Consider the following 24264-nt stretch of genomic DNA (forward strand, 5'->3'; position numbering starts at 1 on the left):
GATGGCATACATGCACGTAAGCAAGGACATTTATGAGATCTTAAGTTCTTGCGCCGAGCAAGAAGCAATGGCTTGGTTGTTAGACCGTATCGCTAAAATTGAAGATTCACGAACTACAAGGGATTTGTTCATGGGCTATAGTCTATTGGCTTCAAAGTTTAGTGCAGACCAATCCATGGAGTCAAACCCAAAGGTTTCTGATGCAATTACTTTGTTTTCCGCCCACAAGGCAAGTTTACTGGAAGTGTCAAGAATTTATCTTTTAGTAAAAGTACTGGAAATAGATTTCGGTCACTTTAGTCCTCAAGTGAATCGTATCATTGAGGTTGCGGATACGGCGGAGCTAGAAACATTTTTAAAATATTTGGTTTTATTGCCAGATGCCCAACGCTTCAAGAATACGGCAGTAGAAGCTTTGCGCACTAACATCGCTACCATTTTTGATGCTATAACTTTAAATAACCTCTATCCCGCTAAGTATTTCAATGACCAACAATGGAACCAAATGTATCTTAAAGCTGCCTTTATGGAAAGGGACTTATCTCTGATACAAGCCGTTGATGAGCGAGCAAACAAGGACCTTTCCCGTATTATTTCGGACTATGCACATGAACGGTGGGCCGCCTCTAGGAATATTGACCCTATGTTTTGGCGTCCGGTAACTAAATTCATAGACGATGTATTGCTTTTGGATATGGAACGTCTACTTTCTAGTGACAATGAGATTGAAAATAGGGCCGGCGGACTCTGTTGTTTTTATTCTCAAGATGATAGGGCACTGAAATTGCTCAACCAATATCCGAAATTGGAAAAACAGATTGCATCAAAAGAAATAACTTGGAACACCTTAAAGAAATAGACAATGGAAGATAAATTGATGATAATAGACCCGCATGTGCACATGACCTCGCGCACTACAGACGACTATGAAGTCATGGCTGCAGCAGGTGTTGTAGCCGTCATAGAGCCATCCTTTTGGCTAGGGCAACCCAGAACACAAGTAGGGTCTTTTCAAGACTATTACAGTAGTTTGGTAGGTTGGGAACCCTTTAGGGCAAGTCAATTTGGGATAAAGCATTATTGTACGATAGGACTCAACTCCAAAGAAGCTAATAATGAAGCACTAGCAGAACAAGTGATTGAATTGTTGCCGCTATATCTGCATAAAGACAATGTTGTGGCGATCGGTGAAATTGGTTACGATGACCAGACTCCGGCAGAGGATAAGTTCTTTAGGATGCAATTGGATATGGCCAAGGAATTGGATATGACCGTTCAGGTCCATACACCACACAGAGATAAAAAGGCAGGCACCATTAAAAGTATGGAGGTATGTCTAGAACACGGATTAGACCCCGCTAATGTAATCATAGACCATAATAACGAAGAGACGGTAAAAGAGGTACTGGATAGAGGTTTCATTGCAGCTTTCACAATTTATCCCAAAACCAAAATGGGTAATGAACGTATGGTTGAGTTGGTGCGTAAATTTGGCAGTACTAATATTATCGTTGATAGCTCTGCAGATTGGGGCGTGAGCGACCCGTTAGCTGTTCCAAAAACAGCTTCATTAATGCTTAAACGAGGTATTCCCAAGGAGGATGTCGTAAAAACATGCTATCAAAATGCATTAGATGCCTTTGGTAAAAACGGAAAAATGAAAGAGGAACATTGGATGAAACCAAATAGCATTGATCAGTCCCAACTTTTTAACGACAATAGTGTACTACGTGGTCAGAAACCTCGGATTGATGATGACCAAATCACCTAGAATGAGAAAAAAAATTATGGGTTTTGCCCGTTTGGCAAGACCTGCAAATTTGCCTACTGCTGCAGCTGATATTCTTGCTGGTGCGGCTATAGCTGATTTTTTTAGCATTAACAATGATTTTGTTGCTATTACGGATGATGCTTCAAAACTAATTTTACTAGTGGTTTCGTCAATATGCTTGTATGCAGGTGGCGTAGTTTTCAATGATGTTTTCGATGCAAAGTTAGATGCTGTCGAACGGCCCGAAAGAGCAATTCCCAATGGTGTAGTCTCATTACGGCAGGCCGTACTTTGGGGTAGCCTATTAATTCTTGTTGGGTTAATCTTAGCTTTAAACGTAACGCTATTAAGCGGAATAATTGCTTTGGTGCTCACGGCTTCAATCTTTTCTTACGATGCTTATTTTAAGCAATTTGGTTTTTTTGGCCCATTAAATATGGGTACTTGCAGAGGTCTTAATCTTATGTTGGGGATGTCCATAATCGGAGATATCACGACTTGGTGGGTCGCTATCATTCCGGTTCTCTATATTTTTGCTATTACTTTAATAAGTAGGGGGGAGGTACATGGCAACAACAAAAATCATATTATAAAAGCAGCGGTGATGTATATTGTCGTTGTGGTATTATTAACGCTCGCTATCGGTATTTATACTACTAATTTGCTATGGGCATTACCTTTTCTATTTTTATTTGTTGTTTTAATTTTTAGGCCTCTATGGAAGGCATATCGGATAAATTCTCCCGAGAATATTAAGAAATCTGTTATTGTAGGGGTAGTATCCTTAGTGGTCATAGATGCCTGCTGGGCCGCTGGTTTTTCCAATATTTATGTTGGATTAGCCGTTTTATTACTTTTGCCCCTATCTTTAGTACTCTCTAAATTATTTGCGGTTACTTAAGCCATATGAAATTAAAGCCTATTACACAGTCTTTTTCGGTTCGGTATGAATACAACTTGTATTTTACCCAAGGTTTGTTTCAAAGAGGCAACAGTGTATTTCTAGATATTTTAAAGGGTTACAAAGCCGATGAAAAAATAAAATTACTCTTCGTAATCGATAAAGTCGTTTCTGCAGCGCATCCAGATTTGTTAAATCAAATAGAAGCATATTGCGAAGCAAACCCTAATCATTTAAATTATACGCAGACGCTACTCATTGCGGGGGGAGAGCAGTCCAAAAACAAAGCTGAACTCGTAGATACGATACTCAAGGGCATCAACGAAAACGCTATTTGCAGACATTCTTTTGTGGTTGTCATAGGAGGTGGGGCCGTAATAGATATGGTTGGCTATGCCGCTACAATTGCCCATAGGGGTGTAAAGTTAATTAGGATACCTACCACGGTACTCGCGCAAAACGATGCTGCCGTTGGCGTAAAGAATAGCGTTAATGCTTTTGGAAAAAAAAATTTCTTGGGAACTTTCGCCACACCTTTTGCGATTATAAACGATAGCGACTTTCTAAAGACATTAACACAACGCGATTGGATTTCCGGTATTGCCGAAGCCATTAAGGTTGCGCTGATAAAGGACAAGCTTTTTTTTGAGTATATAGCTAAAAACGCCATCCCATTGAAGATGCGGGAGATGGATGCCATGCATCATGTTATTTATACATGCGCCCAAATGCACATGCATCATATCGCGCAAGGAGGAGACCCTTTTGAATCTGGTTCTTCAAGACCGCTGGATTTTGGGCACTGGGCGGCGCATAAACTAGAACATATGACCAATTATGAATTGCGTCATGGAGAGGCCGTTGCCATGGGTATAGCCTTAGATGTTACCTATGCTCATTTAGTTGGACTAATTACAGAAAAGGAATTGCAGGTAATATTGGAGGTGCTTAGTACCATAGGCTTTAATTTGCAACTTCCGATAGGAACAGGAGAAGAAATAAGTCAACTATTAGGTGGTATCGAAGAATTCAGGGAACATTTAGGAGGTAAACTAACCATTACATTACTATCCGAAATTGGTAAAAAGCACGATGTACACGAAATAGATGTAGCCCTAATGCGAAAAGCGATAGAAGACCTCCGGGACCAACCAATTTTAAAATAATCAGACATGTTCATAGAAGATACTTTTCATCTTTCGTATTGCACGAATATACATCCAGGACAGGATTGGGAAAGTACTTTCCAGAGTTTGAAAGATTACGTTCCTAAAATTAAGCAAGAGGTATCACCGGAGCATTCCTTTGGATTAGGGTTGCGTTTGTCCAATAAAGCCAGTGAAGAATTAGGGCAGGGCAATAATATGGTAGGTTTTAAGCAATGGTTAAATCAAAACAACGTATATGTATTTACCATGAACGGTTTTCCCTACGGAAACTTTCATGATGAACGGGTGAAAGAAAACGTACACGCACCAGATTGGACGGCCCAGAAGCGTGTTGACTATACCATTAGGCTTTTCAATCAACTAGAAACCTTACTGCCCAAAGGACTTTCGGGAGGGATATCCACTTCTCCCATTAGTTATAAATATTGGCATAAGACCAATGCGGATAAAAACAGAGCTTTTGAGCTTGGTGCTAGGAATATGATCAAGGTAGCAAAACATCTTTTTGATTTGGAGCGAGTTACCGGAACATATATGCATTTAGATGTAGAGCCAGAGCCGGACGGTCTCTTGGAGAATAGTGATGAGGTGCTCTCTTTTTATGAGGAATATTTAGTTCCCATAGGACTTATGACGTTGAAGGATGAGCTAGGTCTTGAAGCTTCCGAAATTGAGAACATTATAAAAAGGCACATAACCGTTTGTTATGATATTTGCCATTTTTCCTTGGCTTATGAGGAGCCTACTGATACTTTTAAGAAGTTTAAATCGGCCCATATTAATGTAGGTAAGATTCAAGTCAGTGCTGCCCTGAAAATCTTGTTTAATGGCAAGGATGATGCAAGGATTTGGAAATTACTTTCACAATTCAACGAACCCACCTATTTACATCAGGTAACGGAAAAAATGGATAATGGGGTAAAAACATATAACGATCTTCCCGTAGTTTTAGAGAATAAGCATAGTTTTAAGGAACTGCGAGCCCATTTTCATGTGCCCATTTTTGTGGAAGAATTTGGCCCGTTGTTTTCTACGCAAGACCATATTTTAAAAGTAATAACTTTCTTAAAAGAGAATCCGCTGACGGAGCATCTTGAGATAGAGACCTATACTTGGGATGTCTTACCTATTGAACTAAAGGAAGATCTGGGGAACTCAATTGTTCGTGAGATCAACTGGTTAAAAGACCGCTTATAGTATGAAAAAAACGGTAGTCATCAATGTGGTAGGTTTAACCAAACGCCTAATAGGTGAACATACTCCTTTTATAAAATCGTTTTTAGAAAAGGGAACATTCAACTACATAAAACCCGTATTGCCAGCGGTTACTTGTTCAGCGCAATCTACATACCTTACCGGTAAATGGCCATCGGAACATGGTGTCGTGGGCAATGGTTGGTATTTTAAGGAAGAATGTGAGGTTAAGTTTTGGCGGCAGTCCAATAAATTGGTACAACAACCGAAAGTATGGGATGTTTTAAAAGCAAAAAACCCGGACTTTACCTGTGCTAACCATTTTTGGTGGTACAATATGTATTCCACTGCAGACTATAGCATAACACCTAGGCCTAATTATTTGGCGGACGGTCGTAAAATACCCGATATATATTCACATCCAGCAGATTTGAGAGATAAGGTTCAGGCCACTTTAGGTACTTTTCCCTTATTTGAATTTTGGGGGCCTAGAACCACGATTAATTCTTCGCAATGGATAGCGGATGGGGCAATGGAAACGGATAAACTTCATGATCCTACCTTAACATTTATCTATTTACCACACCTAGATTACAATCTACAGCGCTACGGACTTGATTTTGATAGCATCGCCAAAGATTTACGGGAGATAGATGGGGTAGTGGCGGAGTTGGTAAATTATTATGAAAACCAAGGTGCAAACATTGTTCTACTATCTGAGTATGGTATTACTAATGTAAATAATCCCGTACACCTTAATCGGGTCTTAAGGAAAAATGGCTACCTGAGCATAAGAACGGAGCGCGGTCTAGAGCTTTTAGATGCTGGGGCTAGTAATGCGTTTTCCGTTGCAGATCATCAGATAGCCCATGTGTACGTGAAGGACAAATCTAGCATTATGGCCATTAAGAACTTATTGCAAAAGATAGATGGCGTACAGCAGGTGCTGTCCGGAACAGAAATCCAAAAAGAACATTTGCAACATGAACGCTGTGGTGACCTCGTCGTCCTAGCCGATAAGGATTCGTGGTTTACCTATTATTTTTGGATGGATGATGCCAAGGCACCAGATTATGCAAGAATGGTGGACATCCATAAAAAACCGGGATACGATCCCGTTGAAATGTTGACCAATCCTAAGGATAAATTTGTAACTGCTAAGGTGCTTTGGAAGCTTTTTAAAAAGAGGTTGGGCTTTAGAACGGTAATGAATATTATACCTGTAGATGCTACATTGATCAAAGGATCCCATGGGCGCATTCCAGAAGATATAGAAGATTACCCTATGTTAATTACCAATTATAGCATACCGCAGGAAGAGGCCATGATTAAAGCCGTAGCTGTACGCAAAATCATTGAAGATCACGTAATAAAATAAGTTGATATGAATATATTATTTAAGGTTATCGGTTGTTTGTTTACTGTTTTATTCACTTTAGGTGCGGTGGTGCAGTACAATGATCCAGATTCATTGGTGTGGATTATAATTTATGCCATCGCCGCGGTAATTTCACTGCTTTTTGTACTTAACAGATTAAAAATAGTAGTGCCTTTAGTTTTAGGGGTATTATGTTTCGCAGGCTTTGTTTATTTATATCCACCGGATTTTCAAGGTTTCGATTTAAATGATGGAGATATTAGGACGGTTGAGCTGGGTAGAGAGGCCTTTGGACTCTTAATAATCGCTATCGTATTTTTTCTGTACGTCTTTGGCTTAAAGAGAATGTCAAAGATCTAGGTCAAACTCTTTTCGTAACAGGTCTATGGCCGGGTTCTTTTCTCTTAACTTTTCATACTTCTCCTCTGGGGTAAAAGCGAATTTCTTAGCAGTGGCCTCGTTTACGGAAATTTCAAGTTGAATGAAGTGATTGTTGAGCTTAGCCCTTAAGTATTCCATAAGGTCGTAGTTGCCACGTTCAATTTCCTTTTTCATCGTACCATTAGGAAGTTCAATACTAATGGTGAAATTTTCTTTTAGTTTCGGAATATCCGTATTTAAGTTCGATGCAAGTATTTTTTGACCTTTAGCATCAATTTCTTGAACAAAATCTGCCCAGTGTTTTCTTAACTCTTCTTCGGTAAAGTCGTCCTTAGGTAGCGCATCCTCGTCTAGAACAACCTCAATTCTGTTGAGTTCGTGCTCTTTTTTAGCCTTTAAACTAGAGATGGATAGGCCAGAAACCCGTTTTTCGGGTACGGTAATATTAATTTTTTTCGCAACCGGTTCTTGTCGTGTGGTTGTTGTTTTAACGGCATTAGTAGAGGGGTAAACCTTGTATACCGGCTCCGTGGGTTGGCCGTTATTTTTTGTATTAATTTCTTTAGCAACCGGTTCTTGTACCGTAGTCGGTATTTCAGTAGTATTTGTAAGGGGCTGTACTTTTTTTATTGGTGCTGTGCCTTGCTGAATGTTGTCTTCTATAAAATGAGGAGCCTCTATTTCTTCTCGTTCTTCCGCTTTAGGGGCATGTTGCTCAACTAATTTTTGAAATGTTTCCGCTCGCTGCTCGGGTAAAGTATTCGTTTCGTTACTAGGTTCGGAAAGCGCGTTTTGCTTTGGTTTTGGGGTAGTGTTCTCGTAAAAGGAGGCAGGGGCAATAAAGTCTATTGTTTTGTCCTGTACTGCTACTGATTCAGGATTTTTTTTTTCTCCATCAAAGTCGATAGAGGCTAATTTCATCAACGAAAGCTCTACCAAAAGCCGTTGATTTTTACTGGTTTTGTATTTCAGGTCACAATCATTGGCAATATCCAATGCTTTCAATAGAAAACTACTCGACGTACGTTGGGATTGTTCTCGATAACTTTTTTGAGCCATTTCACCCACTTCTAAGAGCGCTATGGTGTCTTGATGCTGGCATACCATCAAATCCCTAAAATGTGAAGCCAGACCAGCTATAAAATGATGCCCGTCGAATCCAAGACCTAAGGTTGTGTTGAACAATACCAATAAGTGCGGAATATTATGTTCTAATATCAGGTCGGTTGCCTCGAAATAGGTATCATAATCCAAGACGTTTAAATTTTCTGTCACCGCTTTTCTAGTGAGGTCCTTTCCGGAAAAACTTACAACCCGGTCAAAGATGGAGAGTGCATCACGCATGGCGCCATCCGCTTTTTGAGCAATGATATGTAGCGCATCTTCTTCAGCATTGATATCTTGGCTCTCCGCAATATATTTCAAATATTCTGCGGCATCCTTTACGGTTATCCGCTTAAAATCAAAAATTTGACAACGAGATAAAATCGTAGGAATAATTTTGTGTTTTTCCGTTGTGGCAAGAATAAAAATAGCATGTTTTGGAGGCTCCTCTAAGGTCTTTAAAAAGGCGTTGAAGGCACTTGTGGATAGCATATGTACCTCGTCAATGATATAGACTTTGTATTTACCCACTTGTGGCGGTATGCGCACTTGATCTATCAAACTTCTGATATCATCAACGGAATTGTTGGAAGCCGCATCCAGTTCAAAAATATTAAAGGCAAAATCTTCATCCGGACTTTCGGTTCCGTCGGCGTTTATTTGCTTTGCAAGAATTCTAGCACATGTAGTTTTACCGACACCTCTGGGGCCGCAGAAAAGCAGGGCCTGTGCCAAGTGATTGTTATCTATTGCATTTTGGAGAGTATTGGTAATGGCCCGTTGCCCAACAACATCTTTAAATGTTTGAGGTCTATACTTCCGTGCCGATACTATAAATGGTTCCAAATTAGAGTTTTTCGTGCCTATACAAATATAAAAATTGAGCTTAATTCTAGGAGGTATTTAAAACAGAGATCATCCTTAGTTATCAACAATTGCAGTACATTTGTTCGTAGCAGGCCAACCTATCGCGGTTTAATTTATTAAAACGAGGAAAGTCCGGACACCATAGTGCAGTATAGCGGGTAACGCCCGTCCGCCGAGAGGTGAGGACAAGTGCAACAGAAAGCAAGTACAGTTCGGCTGTAGTGAAACCAGGTAAACTCTATACGGTGAAACGTCATGTAAACCGACGTTTGAGGGCGGCACGTCCAAGTCGAAGGGTAGGCGGTTAGAGTCTTTGGGTAACTAAGGGCCTAGATAAATGATAGGTAATTTAGAACGCAGTTCTAGATACACAGAATCCGGCTTATGGCCTGCTTTTTCAATAAAACAGCAAATCTGTGATTTGCGTAGTTTTATTGAACCCTGAGCGAAGTCGAAGGGTCTATCCAGAATATGTAGTATTTCTTTGGCAAATCTGTGATTTGCGTAGTTTTATCGAACCCAGAGTACTTCATAGAATCCCAATGGTAGCTAGTGTAGCCCTCATATTATGTGTATTGAAGCACTTTATTCCAATAAGTGAACGATTAGTTTAGAGTAAAGCTATTATTTCTCTTTGAGATGGACTTATTACAATCGTCAATCTGATGTGCGATTATTTCAACCGAAGCAGAAGTATTACGTAAATTATAAAATATTTTAATGCATATCATCAAAAACATAAATAAAAATATATGAATTAATTAGTTGAACTTTACACTCGATAACTAAAACAGCGTTTATATGAAATCAAGTGTATTGCATCAAAAATCAAATGAAAATTTAAATGAAACTGCAGTAAAAGTTGCAGTAGCTAAAGGAGATGGTATAGGTCCTGAAATTATGGATGCCACCTTGAAAATTCTTGAAGCCGCAGGTGCAAATATTGAACCGGAGTACATACAGTTGGGAGAACAGGTATATTTATCCGGAAACTCCGCTGGTATTGCAAAGGAAACTTGGGAGATTATAAACAAGAACAAAATTATATTAAAGGCTCCTATCACTACACCCCAAGGTAAGGGCTACAAAAGTTTGAACGTAACCTTGCGCAAATCTCTTGGATTATTTGCAAATGTAAGGCCGGTAAGCGCATTGTACCCTTACGTGGAAACGAATTTTCCACAAATGGATGTTGTGGTGATCAGGGAAAACGAAGAGGATTTATACGCCGGTATCGAACACCAACAAACACAGGATGTAGTGCAATGTTTAAAGTTGATTACAAGGCCTGGTTGCGAAAAAATTGTGAGATATGCTTTTGAATACGCTAGGGTTTACGGACGAAAGAAAGTAACCTGTATGGTAAAGGACAATATCATGAAACTCACGGATGGTTTGTTCCATCAGGTTTTTGATGAAATCGCTACGGAATATCCAGAGATACAGAACGAAACACAGATAATAGATATAGGTGCAGCCCGATTGGCCGCAAACCCTGAAAACTATGATGTTGTGGTGACTTCAAATTTATACGGAGATATCGTTTCCGACATAGTTGCTGAAATTGCCGGTTCTGTAGGCATGGCGGGTTCGGCAAATATTGGCACGAATGTGGCAATGTTTGAAGCCATACATGGTTCGGCTCCTGATATTGCCGGGCAGAATATAGCTAATCCTTCCGGTTTGATCAACGCTGCAATATCCATGCTTGCCCACGTAGGTCAAACAGTCATTGCCGATAAAATAAAGAATGCCTGGTTGGCAACAATCGAAGCAGGTTTTCACACGGCAGATATCTATGGAGAAGATAACAGTGTCAAAAAAGTATCTACGTCAGAATTTGCAGATGAAATCATTTCTAGACTCGGTGAGAAGCCAAAGCATTTCGTTGGCAGTAATATGTCTAAAGGAAAAGGAAAGATAGAAATACCTGAGTACACGAGAAAGTCTGAAAATAAAGTATTGCTTGGTGTAGATGTTTTTATTGATTGGAAAGGAAATGATCCAGAGGAAATAGGGCAGGCATTATCCAAGATAAATGCATTTAAATTAAAATTAAAGATGATTACCAACAGGGGCGTAAAGGTTTTTCCTGAAGGTATGAAAGAGACGTATTGTACGGACCATTGGAGATGTAGGTTCGTCGCTAAAAGCGCAGAAATCAATACGGGAGAAGCTCCAGTCTACACACCAATAAATTTTGAACAAATAGTAGCTTTATTGTCAAAATTGCATACCAAAGGTTTCGATGTGATTAAAACGGAAAATCTTTATGAGTTTGACGGAAAAAGAGGATTCTCACTGGGGCAGGGGGAATAATAGAAATTATTGAGTTAGCTTAAAAAATCCACGCAATTGCGTGGATTTTTTTATAATTTTTTTTACTAAAAGAATCTAAGCAAAATAACTAAGCCAAAATACGCTACTGAGATAACTCCACAGTATAATGGTGAACATATGAATAGTGGTTTCGAATTTTTTTCTTCTCCATAATTCTGATGAATATCCAAAAAATTGTACGATGAGTCTAATGGTCCAAAATAGTCCCAACCCTAAACAAATACGCTTGCCGAGATAAGTATTGATTAAATCTTCCGAAGAGGTAAGGCAAAGTAGGCCCATTAAAAATACGGTGATTGCTATGAACAAGGTGTGTATCACCATCATCTGCCGGTTAATCAAACTTAGGGCTTTGAGTTCCTTCTCCCATTTGAAGTACCTTGGGAAAATCACATGGACCATTGCTAGAATTATTAGTAATGCCCCGATAATCTTGATATGAGTTTGCATAGTTTAGTGCTAAGGAGAACAGTTGAAGATTGACATGAACGGAGTGAATTTTGTTTCCTCAAAGGATGAAAATCCAGATTCATCAAATGCTTTTTTCCATGCTTTTCGTGAGAAAAAATGAGTAAAGCCTACAGAAAAGGCTAAAAAGTTAGGCAAATCTCTTAAATGTTCAACAGTAATTATTTTACCATTCTCTTTGCAAATTCTGCGACATTCTTTAAGAAAAACTACTTTTTCCTTATGCGTGCGAATTTCATGGGCAGCAGACAATAAAAAAATCATGTTCACTGATTTATCTGCTACCGGTATATGGTCGGTACTAATTTGTTCTGTATTGGGATAAACCAGACTAACTTTTCTAGCTCTTACAATTGCTGGTTCCGTATGCTGTTTTGAATTATAAAAATCGAATACTTTTAATTCAGATTTGGGGAAATTATGTTTTAAAATAAAACTTGTCTCATCAAAACCGGCATTAATATTAACAATATGCTTTGGAGTTTTATGTATCAAGCCTAAGTCTTTTAGCCACTTAAAATTGTAATATCCAGAAAAATCGTACACGTAAGCCGAAACCACCAAGGGCGTTAGTAATCCATAGAGAAATGCCCCAATTATTACCCAATGCCATAGTACAGGTACGTTGAAAAGCGCTAACCCAAGGATAATTAAAATCAATACAATTAAGCCTATTACATAGAAGTGTCTGTTAAAGCTTAATATATTTAGAACACCTTGAAATTTTCTTCTTTTTAGCTCCATGCTTCTATCTTTCCTTTTTTCCAGTAATATGGAACATTACTTACAACGAAAGCATTTGCTAAAATTATATTTTTAAAATGTTTTGTTTTGAGAAAACCCACTTCAGCCTTTTTAACAGCTAATGGTACAGGTTTCCAATTTTGCCGAACTCCTTCAATTATCAAAACTTCTTTTTTTTCTTTATTGTAAGTGAAAGTAAATGGTAACGGGCCTGCAAAACGTCTTGCTTCCTTCCATTCCCGGAATGGGGAACCGTTTGGTAATGGAACCCCGTCCTGGTTTATGTCCATTACTACATTCAACCCTGACTTTTTGGAACTAATGGTTAAGTTAGAATCTTCATTGTCATAAGTAATGTCTGTGGTAGTGTAATTGTAGTGCGTAAATATATTTCCAAAGAATGACATTTTATGTTTATTGGTTTCTGATTTTAAAATGTACAATCCCCTTAAACGCTTACCGCTCTTGTCCGTGTAACGAACAAATACCCGGTATCCAATTAAAAAGAAATTATTCCCCATAAACTTCGGAAAACCTTTTGGTCTTAGTCCTTTGGTATTTACCATTGCCAATGCTATAAAAGCCCATTTGTCATCAAAGGTATCTAGTGTTAGGCATTCAGGAATTAATCCTTCAAGTTCTTCCTTGGCTATGGCATATGTTAGCACAATAGAATTTTCAAAATAGGTTTTTACAGCAAAGGGGTGATTTTTTAAAAATTCCATGCTAACTTTTCAGGGTAATTCTTTTTTCAAAATAAACTCATTGTAATATACTACTCCAATAAATAGTAAAGCAAAGAACGAATTAAGTTTCCCCCATAGCAATAGTTCGGGAACTAAAATGAATTCTAACAGATTCATCAAAGCAACTATAATAATTTGAGCGACCGCATTTATCCTAGACTTAAATTGAGATATTACCCAAATAGCCATTATGATTTCGGAAAAGCCAATAGCGATAGTTAGTAATCTTGAGTGCTCATTACCCAAAATCTCTGCAACAATTTGTTGGTGTCTGGGAACAAAGTTCAGCACTTTACAAACTAGACCATTGACAAGCCAAATACTGGCAATACTATAATTTAATACCTTGTGAAGGTTCTTTAGATGCACTAAAATTGACGTTCTTTGTTATTATTTGAAAAAACTAAATACACTACCTCCATATTTTCTAGAACTTTCAAAATGAGGTAAGTGTTTCAAACTGGTGTGTTTGGAATGTTCTATAATTAAAACCCCATCTTCCAAAAGCATTTCCTTGGTAAAGACCAGTTCGGGGATTTTTGCAAAATCTGTCAATTCCATGCTATAAAAAGGATCGGCGAAGATGATATCAAACTTTTCCGAATTCTTGCTTAAGAAAGAGAAAACATCAGCTTTAAGTGTTCTGATATCCAATTCTAACTGAGTCGATATTTTATCAATATAATTAATACAGCCCATATCCACATCCACGGCAAGTATTTGGTCAACTCCCCTAGATGCAAATTCATAACTGATATTGCCCGTACCTGAAAAAAGGTCCAAGACCTTTAAATCTGGAAAGTAGTAGCGATTATTTAAAATATTGAACAATGCCTCCTTGGCCATATCTTTAGTAGGCCGTACCGGTAATTTTTTGGGCGCCATAAGATTTCGTCCCTTATGTTTTCCTGATATAATTCGCATTTAAAGGGAGTTTAGTATGGTAAAATCAATAGATTCATCACCAGGTTCACCCAATTCTAAATGATGAGTTGCATTAGGAGCGAAAATAGCAATGTTTTGAACATAGGTATAGCAGAGTTGAAAAAGTTCGTCATCCTCTGATATAGAACCGAAGAGTTTTACGGGAACGGTTTCCGTATCCAATTCCAGTTGTTCTAAAACAAACAAGAGGTAATAGGCAAAATCTTCTTTTGTTTCATAAAGAAAGCTGTTATACAATTTTAAATTTTTGCCAGAGGAGACCATAATGTCCATCTGCCCCTTACCAACATTTACGTAACAAACATCCTCTTTGTTTTTAGAATAACTATTAAGAAGGGACTGCACCAGTATAGAGCCATTATGAAAGAAAGAAAATTCTCCGAAAAGGTCATAGATATAATTATTAATGTTCGTGTACGGCACATAAACATTAACCATATCCTGATTTTTTATTTCGTCGTATTCCAACGTATCGGTAGGTAAAACCTTAGTATTGAACTTAAGATAGTTAGAGAGTTCGTTTACCTGGAACAAGGGTTTAGGTACCAAGGCAAAAAGTGTATTTCTATGAATAACAACGACTTCGTCGAATGCTTTATTGGCTAAGTCTTGTTTTTGAACTAATTCTTTGAGTTCCTTTAAAACCGTAATAGGGTTTAGCTCCTCGGAAAATACCTTTTTATCGGAATAAAGGATTCTTTGTGAAACTGCATCTGCCACACAAAAAGAAAGTCCATTCAAGCTAACCTGAATGGACAATTTCTCAAAATTTTTATCGGCTATATCTAAACCGTTATTGATCTTCTTTTTTGTCATAAACCGATGGCCAGTTACCACTGGTACTTACTTCTTGTAAAGACCCAACTACAATTTCGCTTCCGTTAACCTCCTCAACGCTCATTTGAGCATTTTCACGGGCAACAAGGTCTTTGGGTTGGTCTTTTAATAAAATACTTTTAGGCACTTTTGCTTCAAAAACAGGAGCTCTGTAGCCGCTTTTCTCAATAATATCGGCCTTCATGATGATTTTTTCACCTGGTACTCCGGGTACCTCCATAAGGTTTTTATAGCGTGTATCCTTTTTGTAAAGAGAATCTTTAACAGAAACAAAAGCTAGGGTATCAATAATCTTTACTTCTTTAAGTAAATCAATTTGATAGGTTTCATCAAACTGCATAAAAGAGGAATCTCTTTGTTGGGTAATCACATATTTGCCTGTATCTATGAATTTGATAAGGCTATTGAAATCTTTTGCATACCTCCCATTAACAGTTTTATAGGCCTCTTGTGAGTTTTTAATATCCTTCAGCTTGGCGATTACCTTGCCAAAGCGTTCTTGTTTTACTTTCTTAAATTCAATAGGTCCGGTAACCGAATTATAAATAAGGTAACCTAATCCTATACAAGCAATCCAAAGTACAATTTGAATAATGGTCTTCATTTCTTAAGTGTTAATTTAATTTAGTGGTTCTCACAAATCTACAATTTTTTTTTAATGAGAAAAGGTTTTGCGCTAAAAATCCTCTTTATCTTTGGGCACCGATGAAACCATTAACAGACGCTACTTTTTATTCTGAACTAAAGTCTAAATTTCCCCATATACCCACATTAAAGCAAGAACTGGTGCTGCAAAAGTTGGCCAGTTTCATCTTATCAAAGGTCAAGGAAGAGGTTTTTTTGCTGAAAGGATTTGCGGGTACGGGTAAGACAACGCTGGTTGGAACATTAGTGAACAGCCTTTGGAAGACGCGCATGAAATCTGTTCTTATGGCTCCGACGGGCAGGGCGGCCAAGGTGATGTCCAATTACTCAAAAACGCAAGCTTTCACAATCCATAGGAAAATATATTTTCCTAAGAAACAAAGCGGAGGGGGAGTTCAATTTGTTTTAGCGCCCAACAAACATCGCGATACATTGTTCATTGTGGACGAAGCTTCCATGATACCGGATACTCCGGCAGATTCTAAACTCTTTGAGAACGGTTCACTTTTGGACGACTTAATGATGTTCGTATACTCCGGACATAACTGTAAACTGTTGTTAATAGGGGATACGGCCCAGTTACCTCCTGTGCATTTGATGTTGAGCCCAGCTTTGGACGGGGATAAACTTTCCTTGAATTATAATAAAGAGGTCGTTCGTTTAGAATTGGATGAAGTCGTTAGGCAAGCCAAAGATTCGGGCATATTGGCCAATGCAACGCTCTTAAGAGAGCAATTGCAGGGCGACTACTATGAAAGTTTTCAGTTTGATGTAAACCCTTATAAAGATATTGTAAGACTAATAGACGGTCATGAAATCCAGGAAGCTATAGACGAATCCTATTCTAGAAACGGAAAAGAAGAAACAGCGATAATCGTTAGATCAAACAAGCGGGCCAATTTATACAATCTAAATATTAGGGAACGTATATTGTTTTTGGAGAATGAGCTTGCTGCGGGTGATTTTATGATGGTCGTTAAGAACAACTACTTTTGGCTAAAACCGAACTCGGAAGCAGGTTTTATCGCAAACGGAGATATTATTGAAATTTTAGAAATCTTCGCTTTTAAGGACCTTTACGGATTTAAATTTGCTGAGGTAAAGGTGCAAATGGTAGATTATCCAAATATGAAACCCTTTGAAACGGTCTTGTTGTTAGATACCATAAAAGCGGAATCACCGTCATTGTCCTACGAAGAGGGTAACAGGCTCTATCAAGAAGTCATGAAAGATTTCGCACATGAAAAATCCAAATACAAGAAATTTCTTGGGGTTAAAAACAATAAATACTTTAATGGTTTACAGGTGAAATTCTCATATGCCATTACCTGTCATAAATCACAGGGCGGACAATGGGACACCGTCTTTGTAGAGCAACCTTATCTGCCCAATGGTATAGACAAAGAATACCTACGATGGCTTTACACCGCTGTTACCCGGGCCAAAAGAAAATTATATTTAATTGGCTTTAAGGATGATTTTTTTGTTGAATAGGAAAAGGTTATTTTAGTCATTTATAAAGGGTTGTAGTTTTTTGAAAGTGAATATATCAAAAAGATTACCCTATTAAAAGTATAATTAGAGCATGACTACCGAAACTATATTAAGCATCTTTCTGGGAGTTGGCCTTGCCGCTTCGGTTGGTTTTAGGGTCTTTCTGCCATTATTCGCACTTAGTTTAGCATCTTATTTCGGTGTTTGGGATTTGAACGATAATTGGGAGTGGATTGGAAGTTTGGCCGCGGTACTGACATTAGGAATAGCTACGGGTGTGGAAATCTTCGCTTATTTCATTCCTTGGTTGGATAATTTGTTGGATAGCATAGCAGTACCGTTGGCGGCAATTGCCGGCACGGCGGTAATGGTATCTACGGTAGCGAATTTAGACCCTGTGGTTACGTGGTCCTTGGCAATCATAGCAGGGGGTGGCACGGCAACGGCGATTAAGGGTGCCGGAGCTACTGGGAGGTTGGCATCAACGGCAACAACGGGTGGTTTAGCTAATCCGGTGGTCGCAACGGTAGAGACCGGTACAGCGGCCGTGGTTACGGTGGCCTCGATTTTTGCACCTATTCTTGCTGCCGTATTGGTAATCATTATATTGACGATTATTTTTAGAATTTATAGAAGTTTAAGACCAAAGCAAAAAACATAGAGTAGTGAAGATAATAGCAATGATACCGGCAAGGTATGCGGCATCCAGGTTTCCTGCTAAGTTAATGCAAGACCTCTCAGGGAAGCCTGTAATTGTGCGCACTTATGAAGCGGCGGTCAAAACCGGACTTTTTGACGAGGTTTATGTGGTTACGGACAGCACCGTCATCTATGAAACCATCATAAAAGAGGGCGGTCTGGCCATTATGAGTAAAAAGGAACACGATTGTGGTAGTGATCGTATCGCAGAGGCGGTCACGGATATGGACGTGGACATCATTGTTAACGTGCAGGGAGATGAACCCTTCACTGATAAAGAGAGTTTAGCCGGGGTTATCGAAGTTTTTAGGGGAGACGTAGCGAAGGAGATAGATTTGGCCTCTTTGATGGTTAAAATAACGGAAGACGATGAGATAAACAATCCGAACACGGTAAAGGTAATTGTGGACAACAGGAATTTTGCGTTATATTTCTCCAGGTCGCCTATACCGTTCCCAAGAGCAAAAGATAACCATACGATATATTACAAGCATAAGGGAATATATGCGTTTCGAAAACGCGCCTTGATGGATTTTCAAAGATTACCGATGTTGTCCTTGGAGGCAACGGAGAAAATTGAAGCAATCCGTTATCTCGAATACGGTAAAAAGATTAAGATGGTAGAAACATCGGTCTCGGGGATAGAGATTGATACTCCAGAAGATTTGGAAAAAGCACAGGCTGCATGGAGATAGATTTCAAAGAGGTTAAAGTCATCGGGTTCGATGCCGACGATACGCTCTGGGTAAACGAAACCTATTTCAGGCATGCAGAAGAGCGGTTCGCAGAATTACTGGAAGGTTATGAAACGAAGAATAAAATAGACCAAGAGCTATTTAAAATGGAAATGAAAAATCTGGAACTGTATGGATACGGTATCAAAGGTTTTATGCTTTCCATGATAGAATCCGCTTTAGAACTTTCGGATAATAATATTTCTCAAGCAACGCTTTTGGAATTGTTGAATCTAGGAAAAGAGATGATTGCCCATCCGGTAGAGCTTTTAGACGGCGTAGAGGAGGTTTTAGAAAGTTTACAAGGAAGATATAGGTTAATAGTTTTAACAAAAGGGGATTTATTAGACCAAGAAAGGAAATTGAGCAAATCTAACCTATCGACCTATTTTCATCATGTAGAAGTATTAAGTGATAAAAAAGAAAGAAATTACAAGGATCTATTAGATCACTTAGAAATTTCTACAAACGAATTTTTAATGATCGGGAATTCTTTAAAATCAGACGTATTGCCCTTGGTCAATATTGGCGCTAAGGCCGTACATGTTCCGTTTCATACCACTTGGAAGCATGAAGAAATAGAGGAGCCAAAAGAAAAAAAAGGATATTTGACCGTCCAAAAATTGGTCGATGTATTGGAATATCTGTAGAATTTAAATGGAGATTAAAAAGAAAATAAAATTGAAGAAGATACCTACTAGAGCTTCAGAAAAATATAGGAACTTTCCCATGGTTCCAAGAGTTGTTTTTGGCAACGGAAGTTTTGATCAGTTGGGGGATATCCTATTGCCAAAACGAAAACATTCCGAGTCGCCTATCATATTTTTGGTAGACGATGTGTTTGAAGGAACAGCGTTGATTCCACGGATACCAAAAATTTTCTGTGATCAAATTGTTTTTATATCGGCCGAGGAGGAACCTAAGACGACTCAAGTAGACGCCTTGGTCGCCATGATCCGAGAAGAGTACCAAGAATTCCCTTCAGGTATTGTTGGTATAGGAGGCGGTACTTTGTTAGATTTGGCCAAAGCGGTAGCTATTCTTTTGACCAATAAAGGAAGCGCTTCGGAATACCAAGGATGGGATTTGGTACATAAAAAGTCTATTTATCATGTTGGTGTTCCTACCATTAGCGGAACAGGTGCAGAGGTTTCCAGAACTACGGTCTTATTAGGTCCGGAAAAGAAACTAGGCATAAATTCTGACGAAACAACGTTTCATCAAGTCATTCTAGACCCGGAGCTCACGAAAGGGGTAACGCACGACCAGTGGTTCTACACCGGTATGGATTGCTATATTCATTGCGTGGAGTCCTTGAATGGCACATATCTGAACGCCTTTAGTCAGAGTTATGGAGAAAAGGCAATGGATTTGTGCAAAGAGGTTTTCTTGACAGACTTGTCAAAGTCAGAATCTCAGGATAAGTTAATGATGGCTTCTTGGCATGGGGGCATGAGCATCGCATACTCTCAAGTGGGTATTGCTCATGCTATGAGCTATGGCCTTGGATATCTCTTAGGGGTAAAGCATGGCATTGGAAACTGTTTGGTTTTTCAATATTTGGAAGAGTTCTATCCAGAAGGGGTCGCTACGTTCAATAAAATGATGCAGCGGCACCAGATTGAACTTCCCAACGGAATCTGTAAAAATTTATCCGAAACGGATTTCGATAAAATGGTAACTGTAGCTCTAAGCATGGAACCGCTTTGGGAAAATGCATTGGGAGATAATTGGAGAAACTTAATAACTCCCGAAAAACTAAAATCAATCTACCAGAAGATTTAATTCTCTTGATAGCGGTCTGTTTGTAGGCAGTCGAGAACAAAATTAGCAATCAATAATTATCGATGCAGCAAATAGCAAAGTTTATCTATTTTAAAGTTTTGAAGTGGTCACTTGAAGGAGCGTTCCCTTCTCACCTCAATAAATTTGTAATCCCCGTAGTACCACATACAAGTTGGTGGGACTTTTTTTTGGGACTTTTGGTACGTAAAGTTTGGAACGAGGAAATAAATTATATCGGCAAAAAGAGTCTTTTTGATTCTCCATTGGGATGGTTTTTCAAATGGACAGGTGGGGCACCCATCGATAGAAGTAAATCTAATGATACCGTAAGTGCAACCGCTCAAATTTTTGAGGAAAGAAACGTTTTTCGATTGGCATTATCGCCAGAAGGTACCCGTAAAAAGGTCACGAAGTGGAAAACGGGCTTCTACTATATTGCCAAAGCCGCAAACGTTCCTATTGTACTCGTTGCGTTCGACTACGGTAATAAACAAATTAAAATATCAGAACCTTATTTTCCAACAGCAGACATGACAGCCGATTTCAAGGTGTACGAGTCCTTTTTTGAGAATGTTAAAGGAAAGGTACCTAAGTTCAGTTTTTAGATCGTTCAATCAACTTCTTGGTATGTTTTTCTTCCTTCTTAGTGTTTCCTGGAAACACTATTGAGGTACTCGTATAGCTGTTGCCAAATGTCGCTGATGCCAAATATACTTGGTCCAGCGCATCTAAAACTTGATCGTCTGATAGTTCTTTTAAGGGATGGGTAAAAACGGACCAGATGATTTCATCACTTAAGGCGTATTTTACATCCAATGCTGAGTGAAAGTTTGCTACTAAGGCATTTAAGATTTCCTTTTCGCCAATTTCCTCACGTTCAACTATAGGTGATATAATCCGCATTCTGTTTGCCCGTTCATCGAAAATGCAGAATATGGGCTTTTCTTTATATAGGATATTGTATGAATTTCCATTTTCAACAACGGTTTCTGCCACTTCTTCAAAAAGTTGCCCCAACCTGTCAGAAGTCATTTCTTGTCCCGTTACTAATAAGGAAAAATTAAAAAAAATAAAATAAAGTAGATTCCTCATATGACCATTTTTATAAACAGTCGTTTTAATGTAAATAAAATTACAGGATACGCGTAAAGAAAAACTAAGGATTTTTTACGAACAATAAATTATTATAGGTGTCACTTATGAAATAGTAACCTAAAGAAATATTACTCCTGCATAGTGTGATAGACGTTCTGCACATCGTCGTCCTCTTCGATTTTCTCTAGAAGTTTTTCTACATCGGCGGCTTGTTCCTCGGTAAGTGCTTTGGTAACTTGAGGAATACGTTCAAAACCGGAGGAGAGTATTTCTATTTCACGGTTTTCTAATTCTTTCTGTATGGCACCAAAACTTTCAAAAGGAGCATAGATAAGTATGCCGTCTTCATCCACAAAAACTTCCTCGGCACCGTAATCTATCATCTCAAGCTCCAGTTCTTCCGGGTCAATACCTTCTGCGGGAATTCTAAAATTGCAGGTATGGTCAAACATAAACTCAACAGAACCGGATGTTCCAAGGCTACCGTTACATTTATTAAAATAGCTACGTACATTCGCAACCGTGCGAGTATTATTATCCGTTGCGGTTTCTACAAGTATGGCAATACCATGGGGCGCATAACCCTCGAATAGTACTTCTTTGTAATCGCCAAGACTTTTATCACTTGCTCTTTTTATGGCTCGTTCCACATTGTCTTTAGGCATGTTTACAGCCTTGGCGTTCTGTATGACCGCTCGTAATCTGGCATTGGAATCCGGGTCCGGACCTCCGTCTTTTACGGCCATGACAATGTCTTTGCCTATACGTGTAAACGCTTTGGACATGGCTGCCCATCGCTTCATTTTCCTTGCTTTTCTGAATTCAAAAGCTCTTCCCATGTGTTTTCTTTAGGATTATAATTTCAAATGTAATAAAATATTGAATGCTTGTTTAGTTACGTAGTAAGCGACGTATCTCTAATCACTTTCAATAATATCTTCAATACTTCTGGCCAAAGCAAAGTCTTTCTCCGTTACACCATTTGCATCATGGGTATTGAGCCTTATGTTTACCGTTTTATAGACGTTGCTCCAATCTGGATGATGTCCTTGTGCTTCACATTCAAAAGCTATTCTAGTCATGACGGAGAACGCTTCTTTAAAGTCCTTAAACTCAAAGGTAGTCTCAATGGCCCCATCAACATATTCCCAACCTTCAAGTTGGCCTAGGTAGTCTGCTATTTGTTTGTCAGTAAATTTTTCCATTTGTATATTTTTTGCAATTAATATCAATTTAAAACATGATGGTCTATAATGTCTTGGTAAGTAAACCTCAGGTTTTTAGGTAGTTTGTTGGATTTTGGTAGAACGGCCAAGTATCTATCGTCATTGGTGGTGTATACCCTTTTGATGATAGGATTAAAATTTCCCACACGTTCTAAAACTTCTTTTATAAAATCTTCGTGATGTACCAAATCTGAACTTCCTAAATGATAAATCCCTGTTTTATTTCTGTTGATAAGATAATGAATTTGCTGCGTAAGCTTATCGTCGTTGGTCACATTTAAAATTAGATTAGGAAAAACTTCTACCGGCTCGTTCACCAATATTTGTCTTTTCATTTCCCTTACCCTAGGAGAACTATTACCGAACACCATGGGAACTCTTAATATGCCCATTTTTTTTGATGGGAGTCTAAGCAACATGTTCTCTATTTTAATTTTTAAACGCCCGTAGACGCTTTCGGAAAGTGTTTTGTCATTTTCGTAAGAGGGGTATTTACTATAAGCATCAAAAACATTGGCCGAAGAAAGGAAATAGAGTGTACAGTTATTTTTGTTCAAGTATTCCACAATATGCTGATGGGTAATAACCTGAGCCGCAAAACTTCCGCGCAACGCAGAAATAATAGTCGTAGGCCTAATACGCTCAAGAATCGGAAAGATATCGTCTTCGTTCAAGTCGAACTGTATAAACTGCTTATTAGACTCAAAGGTCCTTCCAGAATGGCAATAGGTGCCATAAGTATCAAAGTAGCCACGCAGTTCTTTGTAAATGGCATTCCCCAAAAAACCGCTACCACCGAGTATTAAGACTTTTTTGTTTTCCAAACTAGAATATTGATAATTCGGTCATCGTAGTTAAACGTTCTAGCGCTTGCATACCGCGTGCAGAATTCCCTTTCTTGTTAAGACCTGGAGACCATGTTGCTACACAGAATTCATTGGGAAGTAGGGCAACGATACCGCCACCTACACCACTTTTCCCAGGTAGGCCTACCTCGAAGGCAAATTCGCCGGCTTCATCGTAGAACCCACAGGTGAGCATTAGCGCATTAATACGCTTTATCTGATTAATATCCAGATAACCAATATCTCTTTTACATCTTCCCCTGTTCATAAAAAGATAGAACGTATCACAAAGTTGTTTGCAACTCATGCTCAAGGAACACTGGTGAAAATAAAAATCCAAAACATCTTCAACATCATTTTTAAGGTTGCCGTAGGATTTTAAAAGGTTGGCCGCCGCATAATTTTTGAAACCTGTTTCTTTCTCGGATAAGGCTACTTTTTCATCATAGGAAATACTGGTGTCATCCGCCAAATTTCTAACATAAGTCAAGAAATCCTCCTTCGGATTTTCTAGTTCGGTAACTAGAATATCAGCGATGACGATGGCTCCGGCATTAATTAATGGATTTCTAGGAATTCCATTTTCCTGCTCTAAAAGAGAAAGGTGGTTAAATGGGTCCCCAGAAGGTTCTACGTCCACTCGCCTCCAAATCTTTTCGCCAATTCGTCCTAAAGCCATGGAAAGCGTAAGAACTTTTGAAATACTTTGTACAGAAAATTTTTCTCCAGAATCACCAGCGGCATAGTTATGCTGATTGGTATCAATAAGATGAATCCCGAATTTGGAACTTTCTACAGACGCTAATTCTGGAATATAAGAAGCCACGGTACCACTATCCGGACTCTCGAGTACTTCCTTGTAGATGCTATCAATGCTTTTTTGAAAATCTGGCATT

Annotated in this window: 27 protein-coding genes and 1 other RNA gene; 15 read left to right on the plus strand and 13 right to left on the minus strand. The window is 38.7% G+C overall.

Features of this window, described 5'->3' with window-relative positions; genetic code table 11:
- The first annotated feature begins 1 nt into the window (after nucleotide 1).
- From EJ994_RS02325 to EJ994_RS02355, 7 genes are read left to right on the plus strand one after another with little or no spacing between them, the layout of a single operon-like run.
- Entirely contained in the window at nucleotides 2-859 is an 858-nt protein-coding gene (locus EJ994_RS02325) for an EboA domain-containing protein (protein WP_126591026.1), read from the plus strand.
- A 3-nt stretch (nucleotides 860-862) separates the two neighbouring features.
- Nucleotides 863-1771 (plus strand): TatD family hydrolase, encoded by a 909-nt coding sequence (locus EJ994_RS02330; protein WP_126591027.1) that lies wholly within the window; start codon nucleotides 863-865, stop codon nucleotides 1769-1771.
- A gap of 1 nt (nucleotide 1772) precedes the next feature.
- Complete coding sequence (eboC, locus tag EJ994_RS02335) at nucleotides 1773-2672, plus strand: UbiA-like protein EboC (RefSeq protein WP_126591028.1); 900 nt, start codon at nucleotides 1773-1775, stop codon at nucleotides 2670-2672.
- A gap of 5 nt (nucleotides 2673-2677) precedes the next feature.
- Nucleotides 2678-3838, plus strand: a complete 1161-nt coding sequence (locus EJ994_RS02340; RefSeq protein ID WP_126591029.1) for a 3-dehydroquinate synthase — start codon at nucleotides 2678-2680, stop codon at nucleotides 3836-3838.
- A gap of 6 nt (nucleotides 3839-3844) precedes the next feature.
- On the plus strand, nucleotides 3845-5038 hold the full coding sequence (gene eboE / locus EJ994_RS02345; protein ID WP_126591030.1) for a metabolite traffic protein EboE: 1194 nt from the start codon (nucleotides 3845-3847) through the stop codon (nucleotides 5036-5038).
- Nucleotide 5039: 1 nt separating this feature from the next.
- A complete protein-coding gene (locus EJ994_RS02350) occupies nucleotides 5040-6413 on the plus strand; it encodes an alkaline phosphatase family protein (protein ID WP_126591031.1) in 1374 nt (457 codons plus the stop codon).
- Nucleotides 6414-6419: 6 nt separating this feature from the next.
- Complete coding sequence (locus EJ994_RS02355; protein ID WP_126591032.1) at nucleotides 6420-6773, plus strand: transmembrane 220 family protein; 354 nt, start codon at nucleotides 6420-6422, stop codon at nucleotides 6771-6773.
- Here the strand turns inward: EJ994_RS02355 and EJ994_RS02360 are convergent.
- Entirely contained in the window at nucleotides 6762-8744 is a 1983-nt protein-coding gene (locus EJ994_RS02360; RefSeq protein WP_126591033.1) for a DNA polymerase III subunit gamma/tau, read from the minus strand. The genes EJ994_RS02355 and EJ994_RS02360 overlap by 12 nt on opposite strands.
- Nucleotides 8745-8850: 106 nt before the next feature.
- Between EJ994_RS02360 and rnpB the strand changes: the two genes are divergently transcribed.
- Nucleotides 8851-9165, plus strand: an RNA gene (gene rnpB / locus EJ994_RS02365) — RNase P RNA component class A.
- A 401-nt stretch (nucleotides 9166-9566) separates the two neighbouring features.
- Complete coding sequence (locus tag EJ994_RS02370; protein ID WP_126591034.1) at nucleotides 9567-11084, plus strand: NADP-dependent isocitrate dehydrogenase; 1518 nt, start codon at nucleotides 9567-9569, stop codon at nucleotides 11082-11084.
- 75 nt (nucleotides 11085-11159) lie between these two features.
- Here EJ994_RS02370 and EJ994_RS02375 read toward each other — a convergent pair whose 3' ends face one another.
- The 7 genes from EJ994_RS02375 to EJ994_RS02405 are packed head-to-tail and all read right to left on the minus strand — an operon-like array spanning nucleotide 11160 to nucleotide 15449.
- Nucleotides 11160-11555: a hypothetical protein gene (locus EJ994_RS02375; protein WP_126591035.1), complete on the minus strand. Its 396-nt coding sequence runs from the start codon at nucleotides 11553-11555 to the stop codon at nucleotides 11160-11162.
- A gap of 9 nt (nucleotides 11556-11564) precedes the next feature.
- Nucleotides 11565-12317, minus strand: a complete 753-nt coding sequence (locus EJ994_RS02380; protein ID WP_126591036.1) for a methyltransferase domain-containing protein — start codon at nucleotides 12315-12317, stop codon at nucleotides 11565-11567.
- Nucleotides 12308-13042, minus strand: a complete 735-nt coding sequence (locus tag EJ994_RS02385; protein ID WP_126591037.1) for a DUF2071 domain-containing protein — start codon at nucleotides 13040-13042, stop codon at nucleotides 12308-12310. The genes EJ994_RS02380 and EJ994_RS02385 overlap by 10 nt, the downstream gene beginning before the upstream one ends.
- A 9-nt stretch (nucleotides 13043-13051) precedes the next feature.
- Nucleotides 13052-13432, minus strand: coding sequence for a DoxX-like family protein (locus EJ994_RS02390; protein ID WP_126591038.1), 381 nt, complete (start codon nucleotides 13430-13432; stop codon nucleotides 13052-13054).
- A 21-nt stretch (nucleotides 13433-13453) separates the two neighbouring features.
- The gene (locus EJ994_RS02395; RefSeq protein ID WP_126591039.1) at nucleotides 13454-13987 is read right to left on the minus strand and encodes an RsmD family RNA methyltransferase; all 534 of its coding nucleotides are present in this window, start codon (nucleotides 13985-13987) and stop codon (nucleotides 13454-13456) included.
- Complete coding sequence (locus EJ994_RS02400; RefSeq protein ID WP_099574460.1) at nucleotides 13988-14824, minus strand: DUF3822 family protein; 837 nt, start codon at nucleotides 14822-14824, stop codon at nucleotides 13988-13990. It lies immediately after the preceding gene.
- A complete protein-coding gene (locus tag EJ994_RS02405) occupies nucleotides 14802-15449 on the minus strand; it encodes a hypothetical protein (RefSeq protein WP_099574461.1) in 648 nt (215 codons plus the stop codon). Before EJ994_RS02405 ends, EJ994_RS02400 begins: the two co-directional genes overlap by 23 nt.
- Before the next feature lie 101 nt (nucleotides 15450-15550).
- On the opposite strand from EJ994_RS02405, the gene EJ994_RS02410 reads away from it, so the two are divergent.
- From EJ994_RS02410 to EJ994_RS02435, 6 genes are all read left to right on the plus strand, one after another.
- A complete protein-coding gene (locus EJ994_RS02410) occupies nucleotides 15551-16984 on the plus strand; it encodes an ATP-dependent RecD-like DNA helicase (RefSeq protein WP_126591040.1) in 1434 nt (477 codons plus the stop codon).
- A gap of 91 nt (nucleotides 16985-17075) precedes the next feature.
- Entirely contained in the window at nucleotides 17076-17645 is a 570-nt protein-coding gene (locus tag EJ994_RS02415) for a DUF4126 domain-containing protein (protein ID WP_126591041.1), read from the plus strand.
- Between the two features lie 19 nt (nucleotides 17646-17664).
- Nucleotides 17665-18378 carry a 3-deoxy-manno-octulosonate cytidylyltransferase gene (gene kdsB / locus EJ994_RS02420; protein WP_206507192.1) on the plus strand — a complete coding sequence of 238 codons (714 nt, stop codon included), beginning with the start codon at nucleotides 17665-17667 and terminating at the stop codon, nucleotides 18376-18378.
- Nucleotides 18369-19067 carry an HAD family hydrolase gene (locus EJ994_RS02425; protein ID WP_126591043.1) on the plus strand — a complete coding sequence of 233 codons (699 nt, stop codon included), beginning with the start codon at nucleotides 18369-18371 and terminating at the stop codon, nucleotides 19065-19067. The genes kdsB and EJ994_RS02425 overlap by 10 nt, the downstream gene beginning before the upstream one ends.
- 7 nt (nucleotides 19068-19074) lie before the next feature.
- The gene (locus EJ994_RS02430; protein WP_126591044.1) at nucleotides 19075-20202 is read left to right on the plus strand and encodes an iron-containing alcohol dehydrogenase family protein; all 1128 of its coding nucleotides are present in this window, start codon (nucleotides 19075-19077) and stop codon (nucleotides 20200-20202) included.
- 62 nt (nucleotides 20203-20264) lie between these two features.
- Complete coding sequence (locus EJ994_RS02435; RefSeq protein ID WP_126591045.1) at nucleotides 20265-20807, plus strand: 1-acyl-sn-glycerol-3-phosphate acyltransferase; 543 nt, start codon at nucleotides 20265-20267, stop codon at nucleotides 20805-20807.
- On the opposite strand, the gene EJ994_RS02440 is transcribed toward EJ994_RS02435, so the two are convergent.
- The 5 genes from EJ994_RS02440 to EJ994_RS02460 form a co-directional block, all read right to left on the minus strand.
- On the minus strand, nucleotides 20797-21294 hold the full coding sequence (locus EJ994_RS02440; protein ID WP_126591046.1) for a hypothetical protein: 498 nt from the start codon (nucleotides 21292-21294) through the stop codon (nucleotides 20797-20799). The two genes, EJ994_RS02435 and EJ994_RS02440, sit on opposite strands and share 11 nt — an antisense overlap.
- Before the next feature lie 131 nt (nucleotides 21295-21425).
- Nucleotides 21426-22136 (minus strand): YebC/PmpR family DNA-binding transcriptional regulator, encoded by a 711-nt coding sequence (locus EJ994_RS02445; RefSeq protein WP_126591047.1) that lies wholly within the window; start codon nucleotides 22134-22136, stop codon nucleotides 21426-21428.
- Nucleotides 22137-22214: 78 nt separating this feature from the next.
- Entirely contained in the window at nucleotides 22215-22502 is a 288-nt protein-coding gene (locus EJ994_RS02450) for a 4a-hydroxytetrahydrobiopterin dehydratase (RefSeq protein ID WP_099572938.1), read from the minus strand.
- A 23-nt stretch (nucleotides 22503-22525) separates the two neighbouring features.
- On the minus strand, nucleotides 22526-23347 hold the full coding sequence (locus EJ994_RS02455) for a sugar nucleotide-binding protein (protein WP_126591048.1): 822 nt from the start codon (nucleotides 23345-23347) through the stop codon (nucleotides 22526-22528).
- A 1-nt stretch (nucleotide 23348) separates the two neighbouring features.
- Nucleotides 23349-24263 carry a glutaminase gene (locus EJ994_RS02460; protein WP_126591049.1) on the minus strand — a complete coding sequence of 305 codons (915 nt, stop codon included), beginning with the start codon at nucleotides 24261-24263 and terminating at the stop codon, nucleotides 23349-23351.
- Between the last annotated feature and the right edge of the window lies 1 nt (nucleotide 24264).

This window comes from Maribacter sp. MJ134 (assembly GCF_003970695.1).
Classification (GTDB): domain Bacteria; phylum Bacteroidota; class Bacteroidia; order Flavobacteriales; family Flavobacteriaceae; genus Maribacter.